Origin of the sequence: Rothia santali (genome assembly GCF_024199905.1) — a bacterium.
Taxonomy (GTDB): domain Bacteria; phylum Actinomycetota; class Actinomycetes; order Actinomycetales; family Micrococcaceae; genus Rothia; species Rothia santali.
In genome coordinates, this window is sequence record NZ_JANAFB010000020.1 from 1 (window position 1) to 20,960 (window position 20,960).

General features: G+C 72.1%; 18 protein-coding genes. 8 read left to right on the forward strand and 10 right to left on the reverse strand.

Going from position 1 to position 20,960, the window contains the following annotated elements; translation table 11 throughout:
* Positions 1-88: 88 nt before the first annotated feature.
* From NBM05_RS09160 to NBM05_RS09170, 3 genes are all read right to left on the reverse strand, one after another.
* Positions 89-769, reverse strand: a complete 681-nt coding sequence (locus NBM05_RS09160) for a metal-dependent transcriptional regulator (protein ID WP_254166711.1) — start codon at positions 767-769, stop codon at positions 89-91.
* A 69-nt stretch (positions 770-838) separates the two neighbouring features.
* Positions 839-1,852, reverse strand: coding sequence for a sugar phosphate isomerase/epimerase family protein (locus NBM05_RS09165; RefSeq protein ID WP_254166713.1), 1,014 nt, complete (start codon positions 1,850-1,852; stop codon positions 839-841).
* A complete protein-coding gene (locus NBM05_RS09170; RefSeq protein WP_254166714.1) occupies positions 1,849-3,078 on the reverse strand; it encodes a Gfo/Idh/MocA family protein in 1,230 nt (409 codons plus the stop codon). The genes NBM05_RS09165 and NBM05_RS09170 overlap by 4 nt, the downstream gene beginning before the upstream one ends.
* Before the next feature lie 104 nt (positions 3,079-3,182).
* Between NBM05_RS09170 and NBM05_RS09175 the strand changes: the two genes are divergently transcribed.
* Positions 3,183-4,208, forward strand: coding sequence for a LacI family DNA-binding transcriptional regulator (locus tag NBM05_RS09175; RefSeq protein ID WP_254166716.1), 1,026 nt, complete (start codon positions 3,183-3,185; stop codon positions 4,206-4,208).
* Positions 4,209-4,502: 294 nt separating this feature from the next.
* Positions 4,503-5,969 (forward strand): sugar porter family MFS transporter, encoded by a 1,467-nt coding sequence (locus NBM05_RS09180; protein WP_373689316.1) that lies wholly within the window; start codon positions 4,503-4,505, stop codon positions 5,967-5,969.
* Between the two features lie 459 nt (positions 5,970-6,428).
* Here the strand turns inward: NBM05_RS09180 and NBM05_RS09185 are convergent, their stop codons facing one another.
* From NBM05_RS09185 to NBM05_RS09195, 3 genes are all read right to left on the reverse strand, one after another.
* Entirely contained in the window at positions 6,429-6,656 is a 228-nt protein-coding gene (locus tag NBM05_RS09185; RefSeq protein ID WP_254166720.1) for a hypothetical protein, read from the reverse strand.
* Positions 6,657-6,829: 173 nt separating this feature from the next.
* Positions 6,830-7,843: an NADP-dependent oxidoreductase gene (locus tag NBM05_RS09190; RefSeq protein ID WP_254166722.1), complete on the reverse strand. Its 1,014-nt coding sequence runs from the start codon at positions 7,841-7,843 to the stop codon at positions 6,830-6,832.
* A 122-nt stretch (positions 7,844-7,965) separates the two neighbouring features.
* The gene (locus tag NBM05_RS09195; protein WP_309248148.1) at positions 7,966-8,397 is read right to left on the reverse strand and encodes a DUF1304 domain-containing protein; all 432 of its coding nucleotides are present in this window, start codon (positions 8,395-8,397) and stop codon (positions 7,966-7,968) included.
* Between the two features lie 55 nt (positions 8,398-8,452).
* Between NBM05_RS09195 and NBM05_RS09200 the strand changes: the two genes are divergently transcribed.
* The gene (locus NBM05_RS09200; RefSeq protein WP_254166724.1) at positions 8,453-9,034 is read left to right on the forward strand and encodes a TetR/AcrR family transcriptional regulator; all 582 of its coding nucleotides are present in this window, start codon (positions 8,453-8,455) and stop codon (positions 9,032-9,034) included.
* 25 nt (positions 9,035-9,059) lie between these two features.
* Here NBM05_RS09200 and NBM05_RS09205 read toward each other — a convergent pair whose 3' ends face one another.
* The 3 genes from NBM05_RS09205 to NBM05_RS09215 are packed head-to-tail and all read right to left on the reverse strand — an operon-like array spanning position 9,060 to position 12,072.
* Positions 9,060-10,460, reverse strand: a complete 1,401-nt coding sequence (locus tag NBM05_RS09205) for a GntP family permease (RefSeq protein WP_254166725.1) — start codon at positions 10,458-10,460, stop codon at positions 9,060-9,062.
* A gap of 9 nt (positions 10,461-10,469) precedes the next feature.
* Complete coding sequence (locus NBM05_RS09210) at positions 10,470-11,105, reverse strand: gluconokinase (RefSeq protein WP_254166727.1); 636 nt, start codon at positions 11,103-11,105, stop codon at positions 10,470-10,472.
* A gap of 37 nt (positions 11,106-11,142) precedes the next feature.
* A complete protein-coding gene (locus NBM05_RS09215; protein WP_254166729.1) occupies positions 11,143-12,072 on the reverse strand; it encodes a LysR family transcriptional regulator ArgP in 930 nt (309 codons plus the stop codon).
* Positions 12,073-12,154: 82 nt separating this feature from the next.
* Between NBM05_RS09215 and NBM05_RS09220 the strand changes: the two genes are divergently transcribed.
* Together NBM05_RS09220 and NBM05_RS09225 are read left to right on the forward strand one after the other, a co-directional pair.
* Positions 12,155-13,018, forward strand: coding sequence for a LysE/ArgO family amino acid transporter (locus tag NBM05_RS09220; protein ID WP_254166731.1), 864 nt, complete (start codon positions 12,155-12,157; stop codon positions 13,016-13,018).
* 166 nt (positions 13,019-13,184) lie between these two features.
* On the forward strand, positions 13,185-14,594 hold the full coding sequence (locus tag NBM05_RS09225) for a UDP-glucose dehydrogenase family protein (RefSeq protein ID WP_254166732.1): 1,410 nt from the start codon (positions 13,185-13,187) through the stop codon (positions 14,592-14,594).
* Here the strand turns inward: NBM05_RS09225 and NBM05_RS09230 are convergent.
* Positions 14,537-15,307 carry a DUF6270 domain-containing protein gene (locus NBM05_RS09230; protein ID WP_254166733.1) on the reverse strand — a complete coding sequence of 257 codons (771 nt, stop codon included), beginning with the start codon at positions 15,305-15,307 and terminating at the stop codon, positions 14,537-14,539. The genes NBM05_RS09225 and NBM05_RS09230 overlap by 58 nt on opposite strands.
* 74 nt (positions 15,308-15,381) lie before the next feature.
* On the opposite strand from NBM05_RS09230, the gene NBM05_RS09235 reads away from it, so the two are divergent.
* The 3 genes from NBM05_RS09235 (at position 15,382) to NBM05_RS09245 (ending at position 20,896) form a co-directional block, all read left to right on the forward strand.
* Positions 15,382-17,415 carry a glycosyltransferase family protein gene (locus NBM05_RS09235; RefSeq protein ID WP_254166734.1) on the forward strand — a complete coding sequence of 678 codons (2,034 nt, stop codon included), beginning with the start codon at positions 15,382-15,384 and terminating at the stop codon, positions 17,413-17,415.
* 132 nt (positions 17,416-17,547) lie between these two features.
* Positions 17,548-18,801: a UDP-N-acetyl-D-mannosamine dehydrogenase gene (wecC, locus tag NBM05_RS09240; RefSeq protein WP_254166735.1), complete on the forward strand. Its 1,254-nt coding sequence runs from the start codon at positions 17,548-17,550 to the stop codon at positions 18,799-18,801.
* 28 nt (positions 18,802-18,829) lie between these two features.
* Positions 18,830-20,896: a glycosyltransferase gene (locus tag NBM05_RS09245; protein WP_254166736.1), complete on the forward strand. Its 2,067-nt coding sequence runs from the start codon at positions 18,830-18,832 to the stop codon at positions 20,894-20,896.
* Positions 20,897-20,960 lie beyond the last annotated feature (64 nt).

Genomic DNA, 20,960 nt, shown 5'->3' on the forward strand with positions numbered 1-20,960 from the left:
GGCCTGGCGCGGTGCGCGACGGCACGCCCGAGACGGTGGCCGGCCAGTAGGCGCGCCGCGGCGGCCGGCACACCGGCGGCCGGCCGGGTCAGTCCTGCAGTCGTGAGACGTAGAGCGCGTCGGTGGCCTCGGGGCCCAGCGGCAGGGCGGGGCCGCCCTCCCCGATCTCGACCTCGGTCCCGCCCAGGTACGGGTCCCGCGCCCGCTTGAGCAGGCGGGTGCCCACCCGGACGCCGTGGCCGGCGAAGAACTGCAGCAGCTCGGGGTCGGCGTCGGAGATCCGCTCCACGCTCAGGGGCTGGTCCGCGCCCGCCTGGGTCAGGGGGATCGCGGCGGGCAGCGTCGTCGTGCCGTCAGCGGACGGGATGGGGTCGCCGTGGGGGTCCCGGACGGGGCGGCCCAGGCGCTCGTCGATCCGCTCGATCATGAAGTCCGAGACCGAGTGCTCCAGGACCTCCGCCTCGTCGTGGACCTGGTCCCACGTGTAGCCCAGCACCTCGACCAGGAAGGTCTCCAGCAGCCGGTGCCGGCGCACCATGGCGACGGCGTGCAGCCGCCCGGCCTCGGTGAGCGCGACCGCGCCGTACGGGGCGTGCTCCAGGAAGCCCTGGGCCGTCAGCCGCCGGATCGCGTCCGAGACCGAGGAGAGTCGCAGCCCGGTCGCGGCGGCGATGCCCGACGCCGTGACCTTCTCGTCCGACCACTCGGACAGGGTCCAGATGGTCTTGAGGTAGTTCTGGGCGGAGCTGCTCAGCTGGGTGACAGACATGGTCTCCATGGTACGGAACCCTGGGCGCCGCGCGGCCCGGCCGGGCGCGGACCCGGCCGAGCGCGGGCATCAGACGGCCCGCGTAGGCGCGCCCATCGCCGCCTCGGCCTCGCGCAGCGCCTCGGCGGCGAGCGCGATGCCCTCCTCGCGACCCAGCTCGGTGTCCTCGTGCTCGATGTTGACCCACATCTGCGGGTCGATCTCCCGCAGCGCCTCCAGGAACCGGGTCCAGTACTCGACCGGGTGCCCCTTGCCGATCGCCACGAAGTCCCACGCGGAGGGCTTCGGCCACTCGTTGGCCCACTCGTCGCCCCCGAGGTTGGTGCGCTCCTCGTCCGGCCCGAGCCTGCGGAAGGAGTTGTCCAGCACCCCGTTGATCGCCGCGTGCGGGTTGATCCGCACGTCCTTGGCGGCGGCGTGGAAGACCAGCGGGCCGAGGTCGCGGGCCACTGCGATCGGGTCCATCTGCTGCCAGAACAGGTGGGAGGCGTCGAGCTCGACGCCGACGTGGGAGGCCCCCGTGCGCTCCACCAGCTCGCGGATGCCCGCCGGGTTGAAGACGAGGTTCTGCGGGTGCAGCTCCAGCGCGACCTTGACGCCGTGCTCCCCGGCCAGCTCGTCGATCTCCCGCCAGAACGGCGTCGCGACCTGCCACTGGTGCTCCAGCACGTCCAGGGCGGCCGAGTTCCACGCGTTGACGACCCAGTTGGGGCGGGTGCCGCCCTCCTCCCCGGCGGGAAGGCCGGACATGGTCACCACGCGGTCCTGGCCGAGGCGCGCGGCCAGCCGGATCGAGCGGCGGACGTCCTCGGCGTGCCGGGGGCCGATCGCGGGGTCGGGGTGCAGCGGGTTGCCGTTGCAGTTGAGGCCGGCGAGGCTCACCCCCGTGCCCTCGAACTGCGCGAGGAAGTCGTCGCGGGCGGCGTCGCTGGCGAGGATCTCGTCGATGTTCGGCACGTGGCTCGGCGGCAGGAACCCGCCGGTGTTCAGCTCGAGGCCGGTCAGGCCCTGGTCCGCGATGACCCTCAGGGCCTCGGGCAGCGGGCGGTCGTGCAGGATGGCGTTGTAGAGTCCCAGCTTCACGGGGTGGCTCCTTCCAGGGGGAGTTCGTCGGATGCGTCGTCGAGGGCGACCGTCGCGCCGCCGGCGAGGGCGGAGTCGGCGGCCGCGGCGAGGATCCTCATGTTGTGCAGCCCGGCGTCGAAGGCGGCGCAGCGCGGGAGGGCCTGATCCCGCGGGACCCCGGCGATCTCCTCGAGGAACGCGCGCGCCTGGTACTCGAACATCTGGTTCTGGCCCCAGCCGACGCCGGGTGCGTCCATGGCCATGCCGCCGGCCACGTAGGGGTGCGCGGGGCCGAGGATCACCTGGCGGAAGCCGCCCACCCGCGGGCCGTCCCCGCGCAGCGCGAGGCCGATCTCCGAGGGGCGCTCCTGGTCCCACCGGGCCGAGCCGTTCTCGCAGAAGACCTCCAGCACGAGCCCGTTGGGGTGGCCGGTCGCGACGCGGGAGACCTCCAGGGACCCGGCGCCGTGCTCGAAGCGGGCGTTGAAGGTCGCGTAGTCGTCGTTCTCCACCGGCGCGGTCTCGGCGGAGACCTCAACGTGCTGGTGCCCGACGACGTTGCCCAGCGGCAGCGGACGCTCGGCGATCTCGGTGGTCAGCCGCCCGCCGGAGACCTCCCGGACCGGGCCGGCCAGGAACTCGAGCAGATAGGTCAGGTGGCTGCCGACGTCGGCCAGCGCCCCGGAGCCCGGCCCGCCGCGGTAGCGCCAGGACACGGGCGCCTGCGGCGAGGCGCCGTAGTCGGTCCAGTAGCGCCCGGAGATGTGCCGGACCCGGCCGAGCGTGCCGTCGTCGATCAGCTCCCGGAGGGTCGCGACGCCGGGGGCGCGCAGGAAGGTGAAGCCGATCCGGGCCAGGACGCCGCGCTCCTCGGCGTGGCGGGCGGCCTCGGCCATCGCCTCGGCGTCCTCGAGGGAGTCGGAGAGGGGCTTCTCGCACAGGACGTGCTTGCCGGCCTCGAGGAGGGCCTCCACGATCTCGCGGTGCAGCCGGTTGGCGACGACGACGCTGACCACCTGGATCTCGTCGTCCTCCAGGATCTCGCGCCAGTCGGTGCAGTGGCGCTCGAAGCCGAAGCGGCGCGCGCACTCGCGCGCCAGCGGCTCGTAGAGGTCCGCGACGGCGACCAGGCGCAGGGCCGGGACGTCGGAGCTGAACACCGAGGGGGCGGCCTTCCACGCCGCCATGTGCGCCTTGCCGGCCATGCCGGCGCCGATGACGGCGACGCCGAGGGTCTCGACCATGGGTACTCTCCCTTGAGCAGTGGTGGGATGATGATGGAACGTTCCAAATTGCGTTCGTCTCCACAGTGTGATTTATGTCTATATGTCCTGTCAAGGAGGTCACCATGCCGACGCGCCGGCCCACCATCATCGACGTCGCCCAGCGGGCGGGCGTCTCGAAGTCGCTGGTCTCGATGGCCCTGCGCGGGGACCCCGGCGTCTCCCCCGCCCGGCGCGAGGCGGTGCTCCGCGCCGCGGACCAGCTGGGCTACCGGCCGAACCGCGCAGCCTCCCTCCTGGCGGGCACCCGCAGCGACACCGTCGGCGTCGTCGTCGACGACCTGCGCAACCCCTGGTACCTGCCCCTCCTGGCGGGCATCCGCGGCGCCCTGGTCCCGCACGGGCTGCGGCTGACGCTGACGGACGCCGCCATGAACCGCCACCTGGGCGCCGACCCGCTCGACGACGCCGTCTCCCTCCGCGTCGACGGCCTGATCATGGCGGCCGAGGCCCTCGACCACCGCGCCGTGCCCGAGGGGCTGCCGGTCGTCGTCGCGGGCACGCGGGCGCAGCGGCCGGAGGGGGCCGCCGTCGTCGCGGCCGACGAGGGCGCGGGCATCCGGCTGGCGCTGGACCACCTGTGGGGGCTCGGGCACCGCGAGGTCGCGCACCTGACGGGCCCGGGCGGCAGCGCGACGGCGCGCAGGGAGGCCGCGGAGGCCGCCGCCGCCGAGCGCCCGGACGTGCGCCTGACCATGGAGGGCGAGGACGCGACCACCGAGGAGGCCGGCTACGCCGCGACCCTGCGGGCGCTGCGGGACCGCCCCGGAGTGACCGCGATCCTCGCCGCCAACGACGTCATGGCGATGGGGGCCCTGGCCGCGGCCCGCGAGCTCGGCCTGCGGGTGCCCGAGGACCTCTCGGTCATGGGCCACGACGCGTCCCCCCTGGCGGCCTCGCCCCTCCTGCGCCTCACCACGGTGGACCCCCGCAACGACGACGTCGGGCGCGCGGCCGCCGAGCTGCTGCTGCGGATGATCCGGGGTGGGGCCGAGGGGAGCCCGGTCGAGACCACGCTGCTGAGGCCCGGCCTGATCGCCCGCCGGAGCACCGGGGCCGCGCCGACGCGCCGGCGGGATGCCGCGGGGTGAACCGCCCCGCCGTCGGGATGCCGCGGGTGAACCGCCCCCGCCCATGGGGCGCCGCTGGGAGGGGCAAAACGCCGCGCCCACGGGCCGCCGCGAGGCGGGCCTGGAGCCGGAAAGAGGGGCGTGACGAGCCGCCCTCGCGAGGAGGATAATAAATTCTCGGGAGAAAACTCTGGACGAGCCGCCGGAGACCGTCTAGGGTGATCCACATCACTCCCCTCGATTGTCACGTCAAACTGACAAATGACACATCGCGAGTCATCAGCGCAACGTTGCGCATGGACAAAGGACAATGCCGTGGCCACCACGTCAACACCTCGAGAATCGGCAGCCGGGCTGCCGCCGCTCACCCCCGGCAGATACCGCAACCGCCTCGGGCTCATCTCCATCATCGCCTGCTTCGGCGGGCTGCTCTTCGGATACGACACCGGCGTCATCAACGGCGCCCTGCGCCCCATGACCGCCGAGCTTGGCCTGACCCCCTTCACCGAGGGCGTCGTCACCAGCTCGCTGGTGTTCGCCGCGGCGATCGGCGCCCTGTGCTGCGGGCGCCTCTCGGACGGCTGGGGCCGCCGCAAGACCATCATCATGCTCGCCGTGCTGTTCTTCGCCGGCACCCTGTTCGTCGTCTTCACGCCCAACTACGAGGTCCTCGTGGTCGGGCGCGTCCTGCTGGGCCTGGCCGTGGGCGGCGCCTCGACCGTGGTCCCGGTGTTCCTCTCCGAGCTCGCCCCCTACGAGATCCGCGGGTCCATCGCGGGGCGCAACGAGGTCGCCATCGTCATCGGCCAGCTCTCGGCCTTCGTGATCAACGCCGTGATCGGCAACGTCTTCAGCGAGTTCACCGGCGTCTGGCGCGTGATGTTCGCGATCTGCGCGATCCCCGCGATCTGCCTGTTCGTGGGCATGCTGCGGATGCCCGAGTCCCCGCGCTGGCTCGTGGAGAAGGGCCGGCACGAGGAGGCCCTCGCGGTGCTCAAGACCGTCCGCCCGGAGGACCGTGCCATCGCCGAGCTGGGCGAGGTCGAGCAGGTCGCCGAGGAGGAGCAGACGGAGCGCCAGGTCGGCCTGCGCGCGGTGCTGTCGAACAAGTGGCTGTTCAGGATCCTGCTGGTCGGCGTCGGCCTGGGCATCGCCCAGCAGCTGACGGGCATCAACTCGATCATGTACTACGGCCAGACGGTGCTGGTGGAGTCCGGGTTCGACGAGCACGCGGCCCTGATCGCCAACATCGCCCCGGGCATCATCGCCGTCGTCGGTGGGTTCATCGCCCTGACGATGATGGACCGGATCGACCGGCGCAAGACCTTCACCATCGGCCTGACGCTGACCACGAGCTGCCACCTGCTCATCGGGCTGGCCTCGATGATGCTGGAGGTCGGCAACCCGGCCCGGCCCTACGTGATCCTCGCGCTGGTGGTCGCCTTCGTCGGGTCGATGCAGACCTTCCTGAACGTGGCGGTCTGGGTCTACCTCTCCGAGGTGTTCCCGCTGCACATGCGCGGGATCGGCACCGGCGTCTCGATCTTCATGCTCTGGGTGACCAACGGGTTCCTCTCGCTGTACTTCCCGTCGCTGGTCGCCGGCGTCGGGATCACGGGGACGTTCTTCCTCTTCGCCGGCGTCGGGGTCCTGGCCCTGATCTTCGTGATCACCCAGGTCCCGGAGACCCGCGGGCGGACGCTGGAGGCCCTCGAGGAGGACGTCAGCACCGGCGCCATCTACGCGGTCAAGGAGCGCCGGAGCCGCCGCGTGACCCACTGACCCATCGACCCCCCACCGCTGCATCGGCGCACGATGACGACGCCGCCCGCCCCGCTCGGACTGAGCAGGGCGGGCGGCGTCGCGCTCGGGCCGACCCCGCGCGCCGCGAACGCACTCCGGGATGACGCCGTGTGACGGACGTGAGAAGGGGCTTGCCAGCGAGAACCTGTTAAGGATAGGCTCACCTTACTGGTTGCTGATAAGTTTCCTGTGTGTGTGATGCTGGGAAGCCCCCGCCGTGCGGCGGGGGCTTCCTGCGTCTCCGGCCACTCGAGCGGCACCGCGGCCCCCACCGGCCTCTCGCGCGATACCCCGCACTCACTACACCCACCGAACGACGCCGCCCGCCCCGCTCGGTGCGAGCGGGGCGGGCGGCGTCGGGGTCCGGGGTCCGGGGTCCGGGGTCCGGGGTCCGGGGTCCGGGGTCCGGGGTCCGGGGTCCGGGGTCCGGGGTGGAGGCTAGTGCTCGGCCGTCTCCGCGACGGCGTGCCGCGGCTTCTCCTTGGCCAGCCACACGGTGGAGGCGACCACGATCACCACGAAGACGGCGAGGATGCCCATGACCGCGGCCATGTGCGGCGTGCCCGACTGCACGGTGAACCACACCGTCACCACGGTGCCGAGGATCAGAGTGACCAGGAAGGCCAAGGTGATCTGGTTCCTGGAGCGCTTCGGAAACTGTGCCAAACGTTCACCCTTCGAGAGAGCCGCGGGCGTCGAGGGGCCCGGCGGCCGGTTTTTCTGATTCGACCCCCGATTCTACCCGGAACGCGGCCTTCCCGACATGACGTCCCCCACGTGGGCGCGGGGAACGCCCCGCGCGGCCGGCGCCCCGCACCGCCACGCCCGCGCGGGAGGCCTCAGATCCTGACGACCATCTTCCCGACGTTCTCCCCGCGCATCATGCCGAGGAACGCCGCGACCGCGTTCTCGACCCCCTCCACGACCGTCTCGTCGTAGGCGATCTCCCCCGCGGCGAGCCACGCGCCCATGCGCTCCTGGAACTCCCGCGCGAACCCGGCGTACTCGCCCAGCGTGAACCCCTGGAGCATGAGCGAGTTCTTGATGACGTTGGTCAGGTTGTCCGGTCCCGCGGCCCGGGCGCCGGCGTTGTACCCGCTGATGGCCCCGCACACGGCCACGCGGCCGCCGCGGTTGAGCACGTCGAGCGCGGCCTCGAGGTGGTCCCCGCCCACGTTGTCGAAGTAGACGTCGACGCCGTCCTCCCCGGCGGCCTCGGCCAGCTGTTCGCGGATGGGCGCGGCGCGGTAGTCCAGTGCGACGTCGTACCCGTACCTCTCCCGCAGCAGCGCCGCCTTCTCCGGGCCGCCCGCGGAGCCGATGACCCGCGAGGCGCCCAGCAGGCGCGCGATCTGCCCGACGGCGGTGCCCACCGCGCCCGCGGCGCCGGAGACGAACACCGAGTCCCCCTCGCGCAGGCGCGCCACCTGCGTGAGGCCGACGTAGGCCGTCATGCCGGTCAGGCCCAGCATACCCAGGTGCAGCGAGACCGGGACGCCCTCGACCTCGGGGACCGGGCGGAATGCTTCGCCCGGCCCCTGCGCCAGGTCGCGCCACCCCTGGTCGTGCAGCACGAGGGTGCCCGCCGGGAGCCGGGGGTCCTCCGAGGCGACAACCCGCCCCACGGCCCCGCCGGTCATGGCCTCCCCGACCTCGAAGGGCGGGATGTAGCTCGGGGCGTCCGACATGCGGCCGCGCATGTACGGGTCCACGGAGACGAACTCGTTGCGCACGCGCACCTCGCCCTCGCGGAGGGCGGGCAGCTCGACGCGGACCAGGGAGAAGTCGTCCTCGACAGGCCACCCCTGAGGGCGGGAGGCGAGGTGGATCTGGGTGCTGACGTCTGAGGTCATCGGAAGGGTCCTTTCGGTAGGGGACGAGGGAGCGGGAGGGTGCGGATCGGTCGATCGCGGGCGGAACGGCCAAGCACGGGCGGCTCGGCCGACCGCGGACGGATCGGTCGGTCGCCGACTGATCAGCCGATCACACCCAGCAGGAGCAGGATCAGCGCGAGCAGCGGCAGCGCGCCCTGCTTGGCAGCGGCGGCGCGCTGGGCGGGTGCGGTCGCGAACAGGACCGACGCCGCCAGGAGCATCGCCCCGAGGCCCGCGACCAGCAGCGCCGCACCGGCCGCCGTCGCGCCCGCGAGCGTCATGACGGCGCCCGCCGCGGCGATCAGGCCCAGGAACAGGTTGTAGAAGCCCTGGTTGAACGCCAGCTGGCGGGTGGCCCGGGCCTCCTCCTCGGTGGTGCCGAAGATCGCGCGGGCCCGCGGCGTCGTCCAGGCGAAGGACTCGAGGACGAAGATGTACGCGTGCAGCGCGGCGGCCAGGAGGCCGAGGACGAGGCCGGCGATGATCATGGTGTGCTCCCATTTTGAACTGAACGATTCAGAATCTATCACCATTCTGAACCGATTGGTACAATTAGAAGGAGGCACCACACGATCCGGGAGGTCCGCCATGCCCCGCACCCAGAGCTTCGACACCGACGAGGCCGTCCGGCGCGCCCGGGACGTCTTCTGGCGCAACGGCTTCTCGGACACCTCCCTGCCCGACCTGGAGCGCGGGACGGGCCTGAACCGCTCGAGCCTCTACAACGTGTTCGGCTCCAAGCAGGGGCTCTACGAGGCGGTCCTGCACGACTACCTCCGCGAGGTCGTGGCCCCCGGGCTGCGCCGCTTCGAGCACGACGCCGTGGGCGAGGGCGCGCTGCGCGACTACTTCACCGCCCTGCGGAGGGCGGTGGCGGAGCACCGGGAGGGCGCCGGGCGGGACGGCTGCCTGCTGCTGAACTCGGCGGGCTCGGCGATCGTGCGCGAGGGCGCGGTCCGGGACCTCGTCGCCGCCTACCACCGCCGGCTCTGCCGGTCCCTCCGGGCGGGGGTCGCGGCGCGCTGGCCGCACCTGGACGACGCCGACGCCGGGCGCCGCGCCGTGCTGCTCGCCTCCTCGGCGAGCGCCGCCCTGACCCTCACCCGCGTGGACCTGGATCAGGCGCTGCTCAGCGTCGACGCCGCCCTGGGGATGATCGACGGCCCCTGAGCGGGGCGGGGCGAACCGGGCCGGCTCAGCCGAAAGCGGCCGCGGCGTAGAAGATGGCGACCGCGACCGCGAAGCCGACCACGCCGATCAGGGTCTCCATCACGGTCCAGGTCTTCAGCGTCGTCTTCTCGTCCATCTGGAAGAAGCGGCCCACCAGCCAGAAGCCGGAGTCGTTGAAGTGGGAGAGGATCACCGATCCGGCGGCCACCGCGACGACCATCGCGGCGACCTGGACCTCGTTGTACCCGCCGGCCTGGACGCCCGCGGAGATCAGCCCGGCCGCCGTCGTCAGCGCGACCGTGGCGGAGCCCTGTGCGACCCGGAGGATGCCCGCGATCAGGAATCCGGCGAAGATCAGCGGGATGCCGAGGCCCTCGAGCGAGTCCGTCAGGGCGTCGCCGATGCCGGAGGTCCGCAGCACCCCGCCGAACATGCCGCCGGCGCCGGTGATCAGGATGACCGAGCAGACGGCCGGCAGCGCACCCTCCAGCGTCGACTGCACCGCGCTCTTGTCCCGCCCCCGGGCGCGGCCGAGCACCAGCGCCGCGACCAGCAGCGTGAGCAGCAGCGCCACGGGCGTCTGCCCCAGCAGCACCAGCCCCTGGAACCACGCCTGGTCCGAGACGTCCCCGCCGAGCGTGCCGGCGCTCTCCAGGGTGGTCAGGCCGGTGTTGGCGAAGATCAGGAGCATGGGCAGCAGCAGGATGCCCACCACGGTGCCCCAGTGCGGCGGGTCCGCGTGGTCCTCGGCCTCCTGGTCGCTGAAGATCGTGGGCACGGGCAGCTTGATGCGGCGGCCGATGTACTTGCTGAAGGCGTACACCGCGACCAGCCAGGTGGGGATCACGACGACCAGGCCCACCAGCAGCACCATGCCGACGCTGGCGCCGAAGAACGACGCGGCCGTGACGGGACCCGGGTGCGGCGGGACGAAAACGTGCATCACGGAGAACGCGCCGACGGCGGGGATCCCGTACAGGAGCATCGAGCCGCCGACCCAGCGGGCCACGGAGAAGACCACCGGCAGCATGACCACCAGGCCGGCGTCGAAGAAGATGGGGAAGCCGAACAGCAGCGAGGCCACGCCCAGCGCGAGCGGCGCGCGCCGCTCCCCGAAGACGGAGATCAGCTGGTGCGCGAGCGCCCGCGCTCCCCCGGAGACCTCCAGCAGGGCGCCGAGCATGGCCCCCAGGCCGACCAGCAGCGCGACGTCGGCGAGGGTCCCGCCGAAGCCGTCCAGCATCACGTCCACGATTGACCCCAGGGGGATCGTCGCGACCGCGGTGAGGAGGCTGACGAGGATCAGCGCGGGGAAGGCGTGCAGCTTGAGCTTCATGATCAGCACCAGCAGCAGCGCGATGGCCGCGGCGGCGATCAGGAGCAGCGGCACCGCTCCGAGGGTGGGGGTCCAGCCGTCGATCTCCATGCGGGGCTCCTAACGGTCGGCGGCGCGGTCGGCGGCGCCCTCCGGGCGGGCGGCGGCCTCGGAGCGGGCGGCAGCCTCGCGGTGAGGGCGGGCGGCGTCCGGGCCCGCATCGGGGCGGGCGCCGACGTGGTCCGGAAGCCGCCGCATGATCTCCCGCAGCTCCTCGTCGAGGGGCGCGGCGACGTCGACGGCGAACCCGTTCTCGTCCGGCCCCAGCGGCTCGAGCGTGTCCAGCTGCGAGTCCAGCAGGGCCTGCGGGAAGAAGTGCCCCTCCCGGCCGCCGAGCCGCGAGGAGATCAGCTCCCGCGACCCCGAGAGGTGGACGAAGACGGTCACGGCGCCGCTGTCCGCCAGCACGTCCCGGTAGGAGCGCTTGAGCGCGGAGCAGGTGACCACCAGGGCGTTGCCCTCTTGCGCCTCCCGGCGCATGGCGGCCACGATGAGGTCGAGCCACGGCCAGCGGTCCGCGTCGGTGAGCGGCGTGCCCGCCGCCATCTTCCGGACGTTGGCCTCGGGGTGCAGGGCGTCGCCCTCCACGAATCGGGTGCCCAGCTCGCGGGCGAGCGCCTCGGCCACCGAGCTCTTGCCGGTGCCGGACACCCCCATGACGATGACGTGGGCCGGCTGCGGTGATGAGGAGCTCATGGGCCGATTCTGCCAGCTCCGGGGCGGGAAACCGGGGTCATCCCCGCAGTGCCCGTGCCGCGGTGGCCCGGACGGCGTCGGTGAGGCTCTCCAGCGCGGGCGAGGCGATGGTCCAGCGTTGCCAGAAGATGGCGACGTCGATGGGCCGCTCGACCAGGCGGACCAGCCGCCCCGACTCCAGCTCGCCCGCGCACTGCTGCTCGGGGATCCCGCCCCACCCCAGGCCGAGCTCGACCGCGCGGTGGTACTCCGTGGAGGAGGGGATGAACACGCGGGGCGCGTGGTGCTGGGGGCGCAGTCCGTGCTCCGCGGCGAGCAGCTCCGCCATCGCGTCCAGGCCGATGTCCTTGCGGTCGAAGCGCACCGAGGGGGCCGCGGCGAGCTGCTCCTCGGTGATCCCGCCGCGGGGCGGGGCGGGCGGCGTCGCGAATCCGGGGAAATACGCGTCCACGAACTCGGCCGAGGCCGCGATCCAGTAGCGCATGGTCCCCAGCCGCTCCACCGAGCAGCCCTGCACCGGCTGCGGGTCGGCGGTCAGCGCGGCCATCACCGCGCCGGAGCGCAGCAGGGCCGAGGAGTGCATCTCGTCCTCGCGGCGGACCTCGCAGAAGATGCGCTCGGCGCGGGGCACGGCGGCGACGGCGTCGAGGAACCAGGTCGCGAGGGAGTCGGAGTTCGCCGCGACCGCGAGGCGGCGATCGCCGGGCTCGCCGGTGAGCTCGCGCTGGGCCTCGAGGGTGAGCTGCTCGATCTGCTGGGCCAGGCGCAGCACCGTGCGGCCGGCGTCGGTGGGCTCCACGGGGTTGCTGCGCCGGAGCAGGACCTGCCCGCTGGCCTGCTCCATGGCCTTGATGCGTTGGGAGATCGCCGACGCCGTGACCCGCAGGACCAGCGCGGCCTCCTCGAAGGTCTGCTCCTCGACGACGGTGGCGAACGTGTGCAGCTGCTCGGTGGTGAACCTCTTCATGACCCCCCATCATAAGATCTCCTCAGGTCTCCTAAAAAAGCTTAGCTGTACTGATCCGAGCGGGCTCCCTAGCGTAGGGGGCATGGTCGCTGAACTCCCCCTCATCCTCATGGGCGCGGGCACCACGCTCGCCCTCATCGTCGCCATCGGTGCGCAGAACGCCTTCATCCTCAAGCAGGGCATCATGGGCCGCACCATCCTGCCCGTCATCGTCTTCTGCGCGCTGGCCGACGTGCTGCTCTACGCCGTGGGCGTCTCCGGGATGGGGTTCCTGGTGGAGCGGACCCCGTGGGTGCTGACGGTGCTGAAGTGGGGCGGCGTCGCCTTCCTGCTCGGGTACGGCGCGATGGCCGCGCGGCGGGCGATCCGGCCCTCCGGGGAGGCGCTGGTGGTGCCGCGCGAGGCGGCGGGCCGGGGCGCCGGGGCCGTGGCGGACGGCGTCGGCGGCGCAGTGGCGGATGCGCCGGCGGGCGGCACGCGCGGAACGACCGCCGACGGTGCGCGCGGAGCGAGCGCGGATGGCGGGCGCGGAACGGCCACCGGCGTCCTGGACCGCGTCGAGGCGCCCGCGGCGTCGGCGGGCGCAGCACCCGTGCCCGCCGGCGAGGCGACCCCCGGGGGCGCCGGCCCGGGCCCCCGCCGCGGCCCCCGCCGCCGCGAGCTGACCGCCGCCCTGCTGACCTGCGCCGCCATCACCTTCCTGAACCCGCACACCTACCTCGACACCGTGGTGCTCGTCGGCTCGGTGGCCAACCAGCACGGGGAGGACGGCCGCTGGTGGTTCTTCGTCGGCTCCTGCCTCGGCTCCGCGGTGTGGTTCGTGGCCCTCGGGTACGGCGCCCGGCTGCTGCGGCCGCTCTTCGCCCGCCCGCTCACGTGGCGGCTGCTGGACGCCGGGATCGCCGTGCTCATGCTCTTCATCGCCGGGAACCTGATCCTCCACTAGGCTGGCGAACGTCCCTCCCGCCGGGCGGGCCGCCCACCGCACGGCGTCGGGCCCCTCCCCCGCGAGGCCGCACCCGCCCCGGGGAGCCCGCCCGTCCCGGGCCCCGCCCGCACCACGGCGCACCCTCCGGCCCGCCGCCACCCCCAGCAGATTCAGAGGTCGCCCCATGCGCATCGCCATCTTCGGCTCCGGCTACGTCGGCCTGGTCACCGGGGCCTGCCTGGCCGACGGCGGCCACCACGTCACCTGCGTCGACGTCGACTCCGAGCGCGTCGCCCGGCTCCGCGCCGGCGAGTCGCCGATCTGGGAGCCCGGCCTCGAGGAGCTGCTGCGCGGCAACCTCGCGCAGGGCCGGCTGGAGTTCACCGACGACCCCGCGGAGGCGCTCGAGGACGCGCGCGTGGCCTTCGTCGCGGTCGGCACTCCGCAGGCGCCCGACGGCTCCGCGGACCTGAGCTACGTGGACGACGTCGCCCGCCGGATCGGCGAGCTCGCCCGGCGGGACCTGCTGGTGGTCAACAAGTCGACCGTGCCGGTGGGCACGGCCGCGCGCGTGCGGGCGCTGATCGAGGAGGGGCTGGCGGCGCGCGGGGCCGGCCACCGGGTCGGGGTCGCCTCCAATCCGGAGTTCCTCAAGGAGGGCGCGGCGATCGCGGACTTCAAGCACGGCGACCGGATCGTCGTCGGCACCGAGGCGGCCGAGGACGAGGAGCTGCTGCGCCTGGTCTACGAGCCCTTCAACCGCCAGCGCGAGAAGATCATCGCGATGGACATCCCCTCGGCGGAGCTGACCAAGTACGCCGCCAACGCGATGCTGGCCGCCAAGATCAGCTTCATGAACGAGATCGCCGCGATCTCCGAGGCGGCCGGCGCGGACATCGAGCGGGTGCGCCAGGGCATCGGCTCCGACCCGCGGATCGGCTACCAGTTCCTCTACGCCGGCGCCGGCTACGGCGGCTCGTGCTTCCCCAAGGACGTCGCGGCCCTGGCCCACACGGCCCGGCAGGCCGGCTGCGAGCCGCGGATCCTCGACGCCGTCGAGGCCGTCAACGCCCACCAGAAGGGCACGCTGCTGCGCCGCCTGGACGAGCTGCTCCCCGGCCTGGCGGGCCGGACCGTGGCGGTCTGGGGCCTGGCCTTCAAGCCCCGGACCGACGACGTCCGCGAGGCCCCGGCCCTGCACCTGGTCCGCGGGCTGCTCGCGGCGGGCTGCACGGTGCGGGCCTACGACCCGGTGGCTGCGGGCACCTTCGCCGCCGCCCTGGGCGAGGAGGCGGCGCGCGTGGAGTTCACCGACTCGGCGCTCGACGCGGCACGGGGCGCCGACGCCCTCGCCATCTGCACCGAGTGGGAGGAGTTCCGCGCGTTCGACGCCGAGGGCCTCGCCGAGCGCATGGCCGGCCGGCTGATCGTGGACGGCCGCAACCTCTACGACCCGGCGCGCGTGGCCGCGGCCGGCTTCGCCTACGCTTCCGTGGGCCGCCGGACCGCGGGCCTTCCGGCGGAGGAGGGGGCCGGTCAGCCGCCGGCGGGCAGCCCCAGCCGCGCCGCGATCCCGGCGTCGATCCGCTCGTAGACCTCCGGCGCGTAGTGGAAGGGCGCGAGCCCCCACTTGTGCTCGGGGTCCGCGTGGACGGGGCCCTCCACGCTCAGGACGTCGAAGCCCAGCTCGCGCAGCCGCGCGTAGTACGGCCGGTAGAGCCGGTTGGCCTCGGCGGAGGTCAGCCCCATGCTCGGCGGCACGGGCTCCCCGCCCAGCGCGGCCTCGGCCCAGGGCACCTCCAGGACCACGGTCCGCTCGAACAGGCCCGCGGCCCGCAGCCGCTCGGCGAACTCCGCGGCGGCGTCGCTCCAGGCCGCGAGGTGGTCCCCGGAGCCGAACCCGATGAGCTGGTCCTCGGGCAGCAGCTCCATCAGGCCCGTGCCCATGATGTCCACGGAGCGGGTGACCACGCCGCCCTCGAGGAACCAGTAGGCGCCGTGCCGCTCGTCCACGAGGTCCCACACGAGCAGGTCGAGCGGGCCGGCGTCGTCGAGCTGCTCCATGACGTCGCCCGCCCAGTCGCTGCGGACCATGCGCTCCTGGAAGGCGTGCTCCATGCGGAAGTCCTCGGGCAGCAGGCCGGTGGCGTCGTGGCCGGCCGAGAGCAGCGACTGGCGCGCGACGTAGGCCGTCAGCTCGTGGCGCTCGTCCCGGCCGGGCAGCACCTCGTAGGCGTCCCGGGACACGCACGAGCCGTAGATGAACACGCGCCGCGGCGCGCCCGTTGCTTCAGGTCCCAGAACCATACTCCCGTCGGTCTTCATAGCGGACCAGTCTATATAGACTGGTCCCCGCCCCATCTTCTCACCCGGAAGGCCCCATGCGTTCACCCCGAGTCGGCACCGTCCTCTCCCTCCGCCGGACCCTGTGGCACCTGCGCCACGGGGGCCTGCAGCAGGCGAGGAAGCACCTGCGCCGCGTGAAGCTGGGGCTCGACGTCGGCCCGGGGCCCTCCGCGGTGGCCCCGGGCGCCGTGGCCGCCGCCCCGGGAGCCCCGGTCACCACCGCCACGCCCACCTCCCGCCAGTCCCGCCCCTTCGGCGCCCGGGCGGGCATCTCCCCCGGCGGCGCCCCGGCGGGCTACACGCTGGACTTCCTCCCCGCCGAGCCGACCGACCGCCCCCGGCGCTTCGCCGACCTCACCGTGGCCACCATCCTGGACGACTTCTCCGAGCTGGCCTGGGGCTACGAGTTCACCACGGTCGCGATGACCCCGGAGGGCTGGCGCCGGGACCTGGAGCGGCACGAGGTCGACCTGCTGCTGGTCGAGTCCGCGTGGGCCGGCAGCGGCAAGGCGTGGCAGTACCAGCTCACCGGCTCCAAGGCGCCCTCCGAGGAGCTGCGCGCCCTGGTGGCCCGCTGCCGCGAGCTCGGGATCCCCGCGGTCTTCTGGAACAAGGAGGACCCGCCCCACTTCGAGGACTTCCTGGACACGGCCCGCCTCTTCGACGCCGTCTTCACCTCCGACTCGCGCCTGCTCGAGACCTACCGCGAGGCCCTGGGCCACGACCGCGTGGCGCCCCTCCCCTTCGCCGCGCAGGACGCGATGCACAACCCCATCCGGCCGCAGTGGGGCTTCCACGAGCGCGACGTCGCCTTCGCCGGCATGTACTTCGCCCACAAGTTCCCGGAGCGCCGCGAGCAGATGCACCTGCTGCTCGGCGCGGCCGAGGAGGCCTCCCGCCGGATGCCCACGGGCCTGGAGATCTTCTCCCGCTTCCTGGGCGACGACGAGCGGTACCAGTTCCCCGAGCCCTACGACCGCCGCGTCGTCGGCGGCCTGCCGTACGCCAAGATGCTCACGGCCTACAAGGGCTACAAGGCGTTCCTCAACGTGAACTCGGTGACCGAGTCGCCCTCGATGTGCGCCCGCCGCGTCTTCGAGATCACCGCCTCCGGGACCCCGGTGGTCACCACCCGCTCCGAGGCGATCCCGCGCTTCTTCACCGAGAACCAGGTCCCGGTGGTGGACACGCCCGAGCAGGCCCGCGACGTCCTGCGCGCCCTGGTCCGCTCCCCCGAGCTCAACGACCGCACGGTCCACCTGGCCCAGCGGACCATCTGGCGCCACCACACCTACTCGCACCGCGCGGTGGACGTGCTGCGCGCGGCGGGCCTGGAGCACGACGCCGGCGGCGTCCCCTTCGCCGAGCGGCTGCGGCTGCCCAGCGTGAGCGCGCTGGTCTCCACCAACCGGCCGCACCAGCTGGAGCACGTGATCCGCACGGTCGGGGCGTTCCAGGACGTGGAGACCGAGCTGGTCCTGCTGACCCACGGCTTCACGCCGGAAGAGGGGCACGTGGCGCGCCTGGCCCGCGAGGCCGGGCTGGCCGACGTCCGCCTGCTGCGCGCCGAGGCCGAGGTGCCCCTGGGCGCGTGCCTGAACCGCCTGGTGGCCGCGGCGGGCGGCGAGGTCCTGACCAAGGTCGACGACGACGACCTCTACGGCCCGCAGTACCTCGCAGACCTGCTCCGGGCCATGCGGTTCTCCGGGGCCGACGTCGTGGGCAAGCAGGCGCACTACATGTACCTGAAGGAGACGGACGCTACTTTGTTGCGCTTCGCCGAGCGGGAGCACCGGTGGACCGACTTCGTCATGGGGCCGACGATCACGGGGACGGCCGCGGCCTTCCGCGACACGCCCTTCGCCGAGGTGTCCCGCGGGGAGGACTCGAACTTCCTAGCCAGCGTGCTGGATGCCGGCGGGCGCATATATTCGGCCGACCGGTTCAACTTCTGCCAGATGCGGCACGCCGCCGGCGGGGGGCACGCGTGGGCGGTGGAGGATCGGGAGATCCTGGCTACGGGGGACGTGAAATATTACGGCCTCAACATGGCTCACGTCATCGCGTAGATCGGCGTGACCAGCGGGTATACGCTATAGTCCGTCACGGTTTAATCTCGCATCAATTACCTGCCTGTGACGAGCGTGTCCCGCCTGCGTTCGCGGACCGCGTCACTCCAACCGCTTGAGGACTCCCTTCTTATGACCTCTCAGTCAGTGTGCTTCGTCGGGCTGGGCTACATCGGCCTGCCCACCGCCGTCGTCATGGCCAACCACGGGGTCAAGGTGACCGGCGTGGACATCAATGCCGCCAACGTCGAGCGGATCAACCGCGGCGAGGTGACCATCGTCGAGCCCGGCCTCGAGGAGGCGCTCCAGCTCGCCGTCGAGTCCGGCAACCTCACCGCCACCACCGAGATGCCGCACGCGGACGCCTACATCCTGGCCGTCCCCACCCCCTTCAAGGACAACTACGAGGGCGACCTCTCCTACGTCATGGCCGCCGCCGAGTCCCTCGCGCCGCAGCTGCTGGGCGACGAGCTCATCATCCTCGAGTCCACCTCCCCGCCGCTGGCGACCGCCAAGATGGCCGAGAGGATCCTCTCCCTGCGCCCCGACCTGGTGGCCGACGGCGCCGAGAACCCCGAGGACAAGCCGGTCCTGCACTTCGCGCACTGCCCCGAGCGCATCCTCCCCGGCAAGGCCATGGAGGAGCTCATCACCAACGATCGCATCATCGGCGGCGAGACCCCCGAGGCCACGCGCCGCGCGACCGAGATCTACGCGAGCTTCTGCGAGGGCGAGCTGCTGCCCACCAACGCGGTGACCGCCGAGATGGCCAAGCTGACCGAGAACTCCTTCCGCGACGTCAACATCGCCTTCGCCAACGAGCTCTCGCTGATCGCCGACCGCCTGGGCGTCAACGTCTGGGAGCTCATCGAGCTGGCCAACCACCACCCGCGCGTGAACATCCTGCAGCCCGGCCCGGGCGTGGGCGGCCACTGCATCGCGGTGGACCCGTGGTTCATCGTCTCGGCCGACCCCGAGAACTCCCGCCTGATCCGCACGGCCCGCGAGGTCAACGACGGCAAGCCCGAGTGGGTCATCAGCAAGGTCGAGAAGGCCCTGCGCGGCATCTCGAAGCCGACCGTCGCCACCCTGGGCCTGGCCTTCAAGGCGGACATCGACGACCTGCGCGAGTCCCCCGCCCTGAACATCACCAAGAAGCTGGCCTCGGACCTGCCCCACGCCACCGTGCTGGCCGCGGAGCCGAACGTCGAGACGCTCCCCACCGCGCTCGACGGCGCCGAGAACCTCTCGCTGGCCGAGTACGCGGACGCGATCGAGCGGGCCGACGTCGTACTGCTCCTGGTCGACCACCAGGAGTTCAAGGCGCTCCCGGCCGCCGCGCTGGAGGGCAAGACCGTCGTCGACACCAAGGGCATCTGGCGCTGAGCCGGGCGAAAGGAATCTTAAGGAACATATGACGACCGAATCCCGCCTCGACATCGCCCAGGAACTGAAGAGCATCTCGGGTCTGTCCGTGGAGAAGGCACGCATCGCCCATCGTGAGCTGGCGCTTCGAAGCGGCCTCGACGGACGCTCGCTTGTCGCCTATGGCCGTTTTCTTATCGCCCAGTCGGAGGCCCGCGCCGCCGAGGAGATCCTGGCGCTGGCCCTCGAGCGGGACGGGGCTAACGTCCCCGCCTTGGAGCTGTACCTCACGGTCCTCGAGAAGATCGGTGCACCCTCTGGGCGCCTGGCCTGGGCTCTCAAGCGCCTCGAGGAGTCGGTGGTCCTGACGCCCGGTGCGCATCGAGCCGCCCTGGACTACCTGATCCCGTATCGGCGCGTCGCCGCGCTGGAGGTCCTAGGGAGGTCCCCCGACCTCATTGTGCGGGCCGTGGTGGCGGTCAACGCCATCTTCGCCGACCGGCAACGGGACTCCGCCGAGGCCGATGCCATCCTGGACGAGCTCAAGGACACCGACCGAAACCGAGTGCTGCTCACGGTATCCATGGCCCGGGGCAATGGCACCCTCCTGGAACAGACGCTCCACGTTTGCGCCGACGAGTCCATCCCCGAAGACTCGACACGGCGTGCCATTCGACGCGCCCAGCGGCAGAACAAGCCCAAGATGGTCGAGACCCTCCTCCGCGCCTATCTGCGCCGAAAGCCCCAGGATCGCTGGGCCAAACAGCAGCTGGAGAAGCTCCCCGGCGGGGCATTCTCCAACTACCGCCTGGGCCAGGAGGGCTTCCCGCTGCCGCCGGCTGCCTCGAGCGCCGCGTACCAGCCTGTGGACAAGAAGGTCTTCTACCTCTTGCACAACTCGCTGCCGCACCACTCGGCAGGCTACGCCACCCGCACCCACGGGCTGCTCCACCAGCTGAACCGCAGCGGTTGGGATGTCGACGGCGTCACCCGCCTGGGTTACCCCTACGACATGCCGGGCAAGGCCGACCTGCCAGACGTGGCTCCGCACGACGTCGTCGACGGCGTCGACTACATCCGTCTGCTTCACGGTCGAGAGATCGAGAAGAAAAACCCCCTCTACCACTACACGCAGCGCTACTCCAAGGCATTGGAAGGTCTCGCACGGACAGAACGTCCTAGCATCATCCACGGGGCCTCCAACCACTGGAACGGTTTGACCGCAGTCCAGACGGCCCGCCGGCTCGGCCTGCCCTCCGTGTACGAGGTACGCGGTCTGTGGGAGGTCACCCGGGGGTCCCGGGACCCCGAATGGGCACGAAGCGATATGTTCAGGTACATGGCGCGCATGGAGGCCGACGCCGCCGACGGCGCCACGGCCGTCATCACCATCACCAACGCGTTGCGGGATGAGATGATCGACCGCGGCGTCGATGCAAGCAAGATTATGGTGGTTCCCAACGGAGTCGACACCGGCCGGTTCAACCCCATCCCTCGCGATGAGGCGCTGGCCACCGAACTCGGTGTGCAGGGCAAGAAGGTCATCGGCTACGTCGGATCCGTCTTGGACTATGAGGGCATCGACCTGATGCTCGAGGCCACCGCCGTGATGAGCAATCTTCGGAACGACTTCCACGTGCTCATCGTGGGCGACGGCACCGAACTCCAGCGGTTCCAGGACTTCGTCCGCGACAACGCGCTGGACAATTTCGTCACCTTCACCGGCCGTGTCCCTCACGAGGATGTCGAGCGCTACTACTCCCTCATCGACATCACACCGTTCCCCCGGCTGGCCCTCCCGGTGTGCGAGATGGTCTCCCCGCTCAAGCCCTTCGAGGCGATGGCGATGGGCAAGGCCGTAGTCGCCTCCAACGTGGCGGCGCTGGCCGAGATCGTGACGCCGGGGCTGAACGGCCTCCTCCACGAGAAGGGTGACGCCGAGGCTCTCCGCGCCGAGCTGGAGCGCCTTCTGGACAACCCTGAGCTGGTGGGCCGTCTGGGTGATCAGGCACGCCGCTGGGTGGTCGAGAACCGTGATTGGAAGAGTCTGGCGGGAAGGATCAGCGACCTCTACCAGACGCTGAGGGTTCAGGAGCCGGCGCACGCTGCCCTCTGAGGCGGGCGGGCCCCCACCGGGGGTGTCATCCGGCTTCCTCATTCCGGCGGGCCCGGAGAGACGA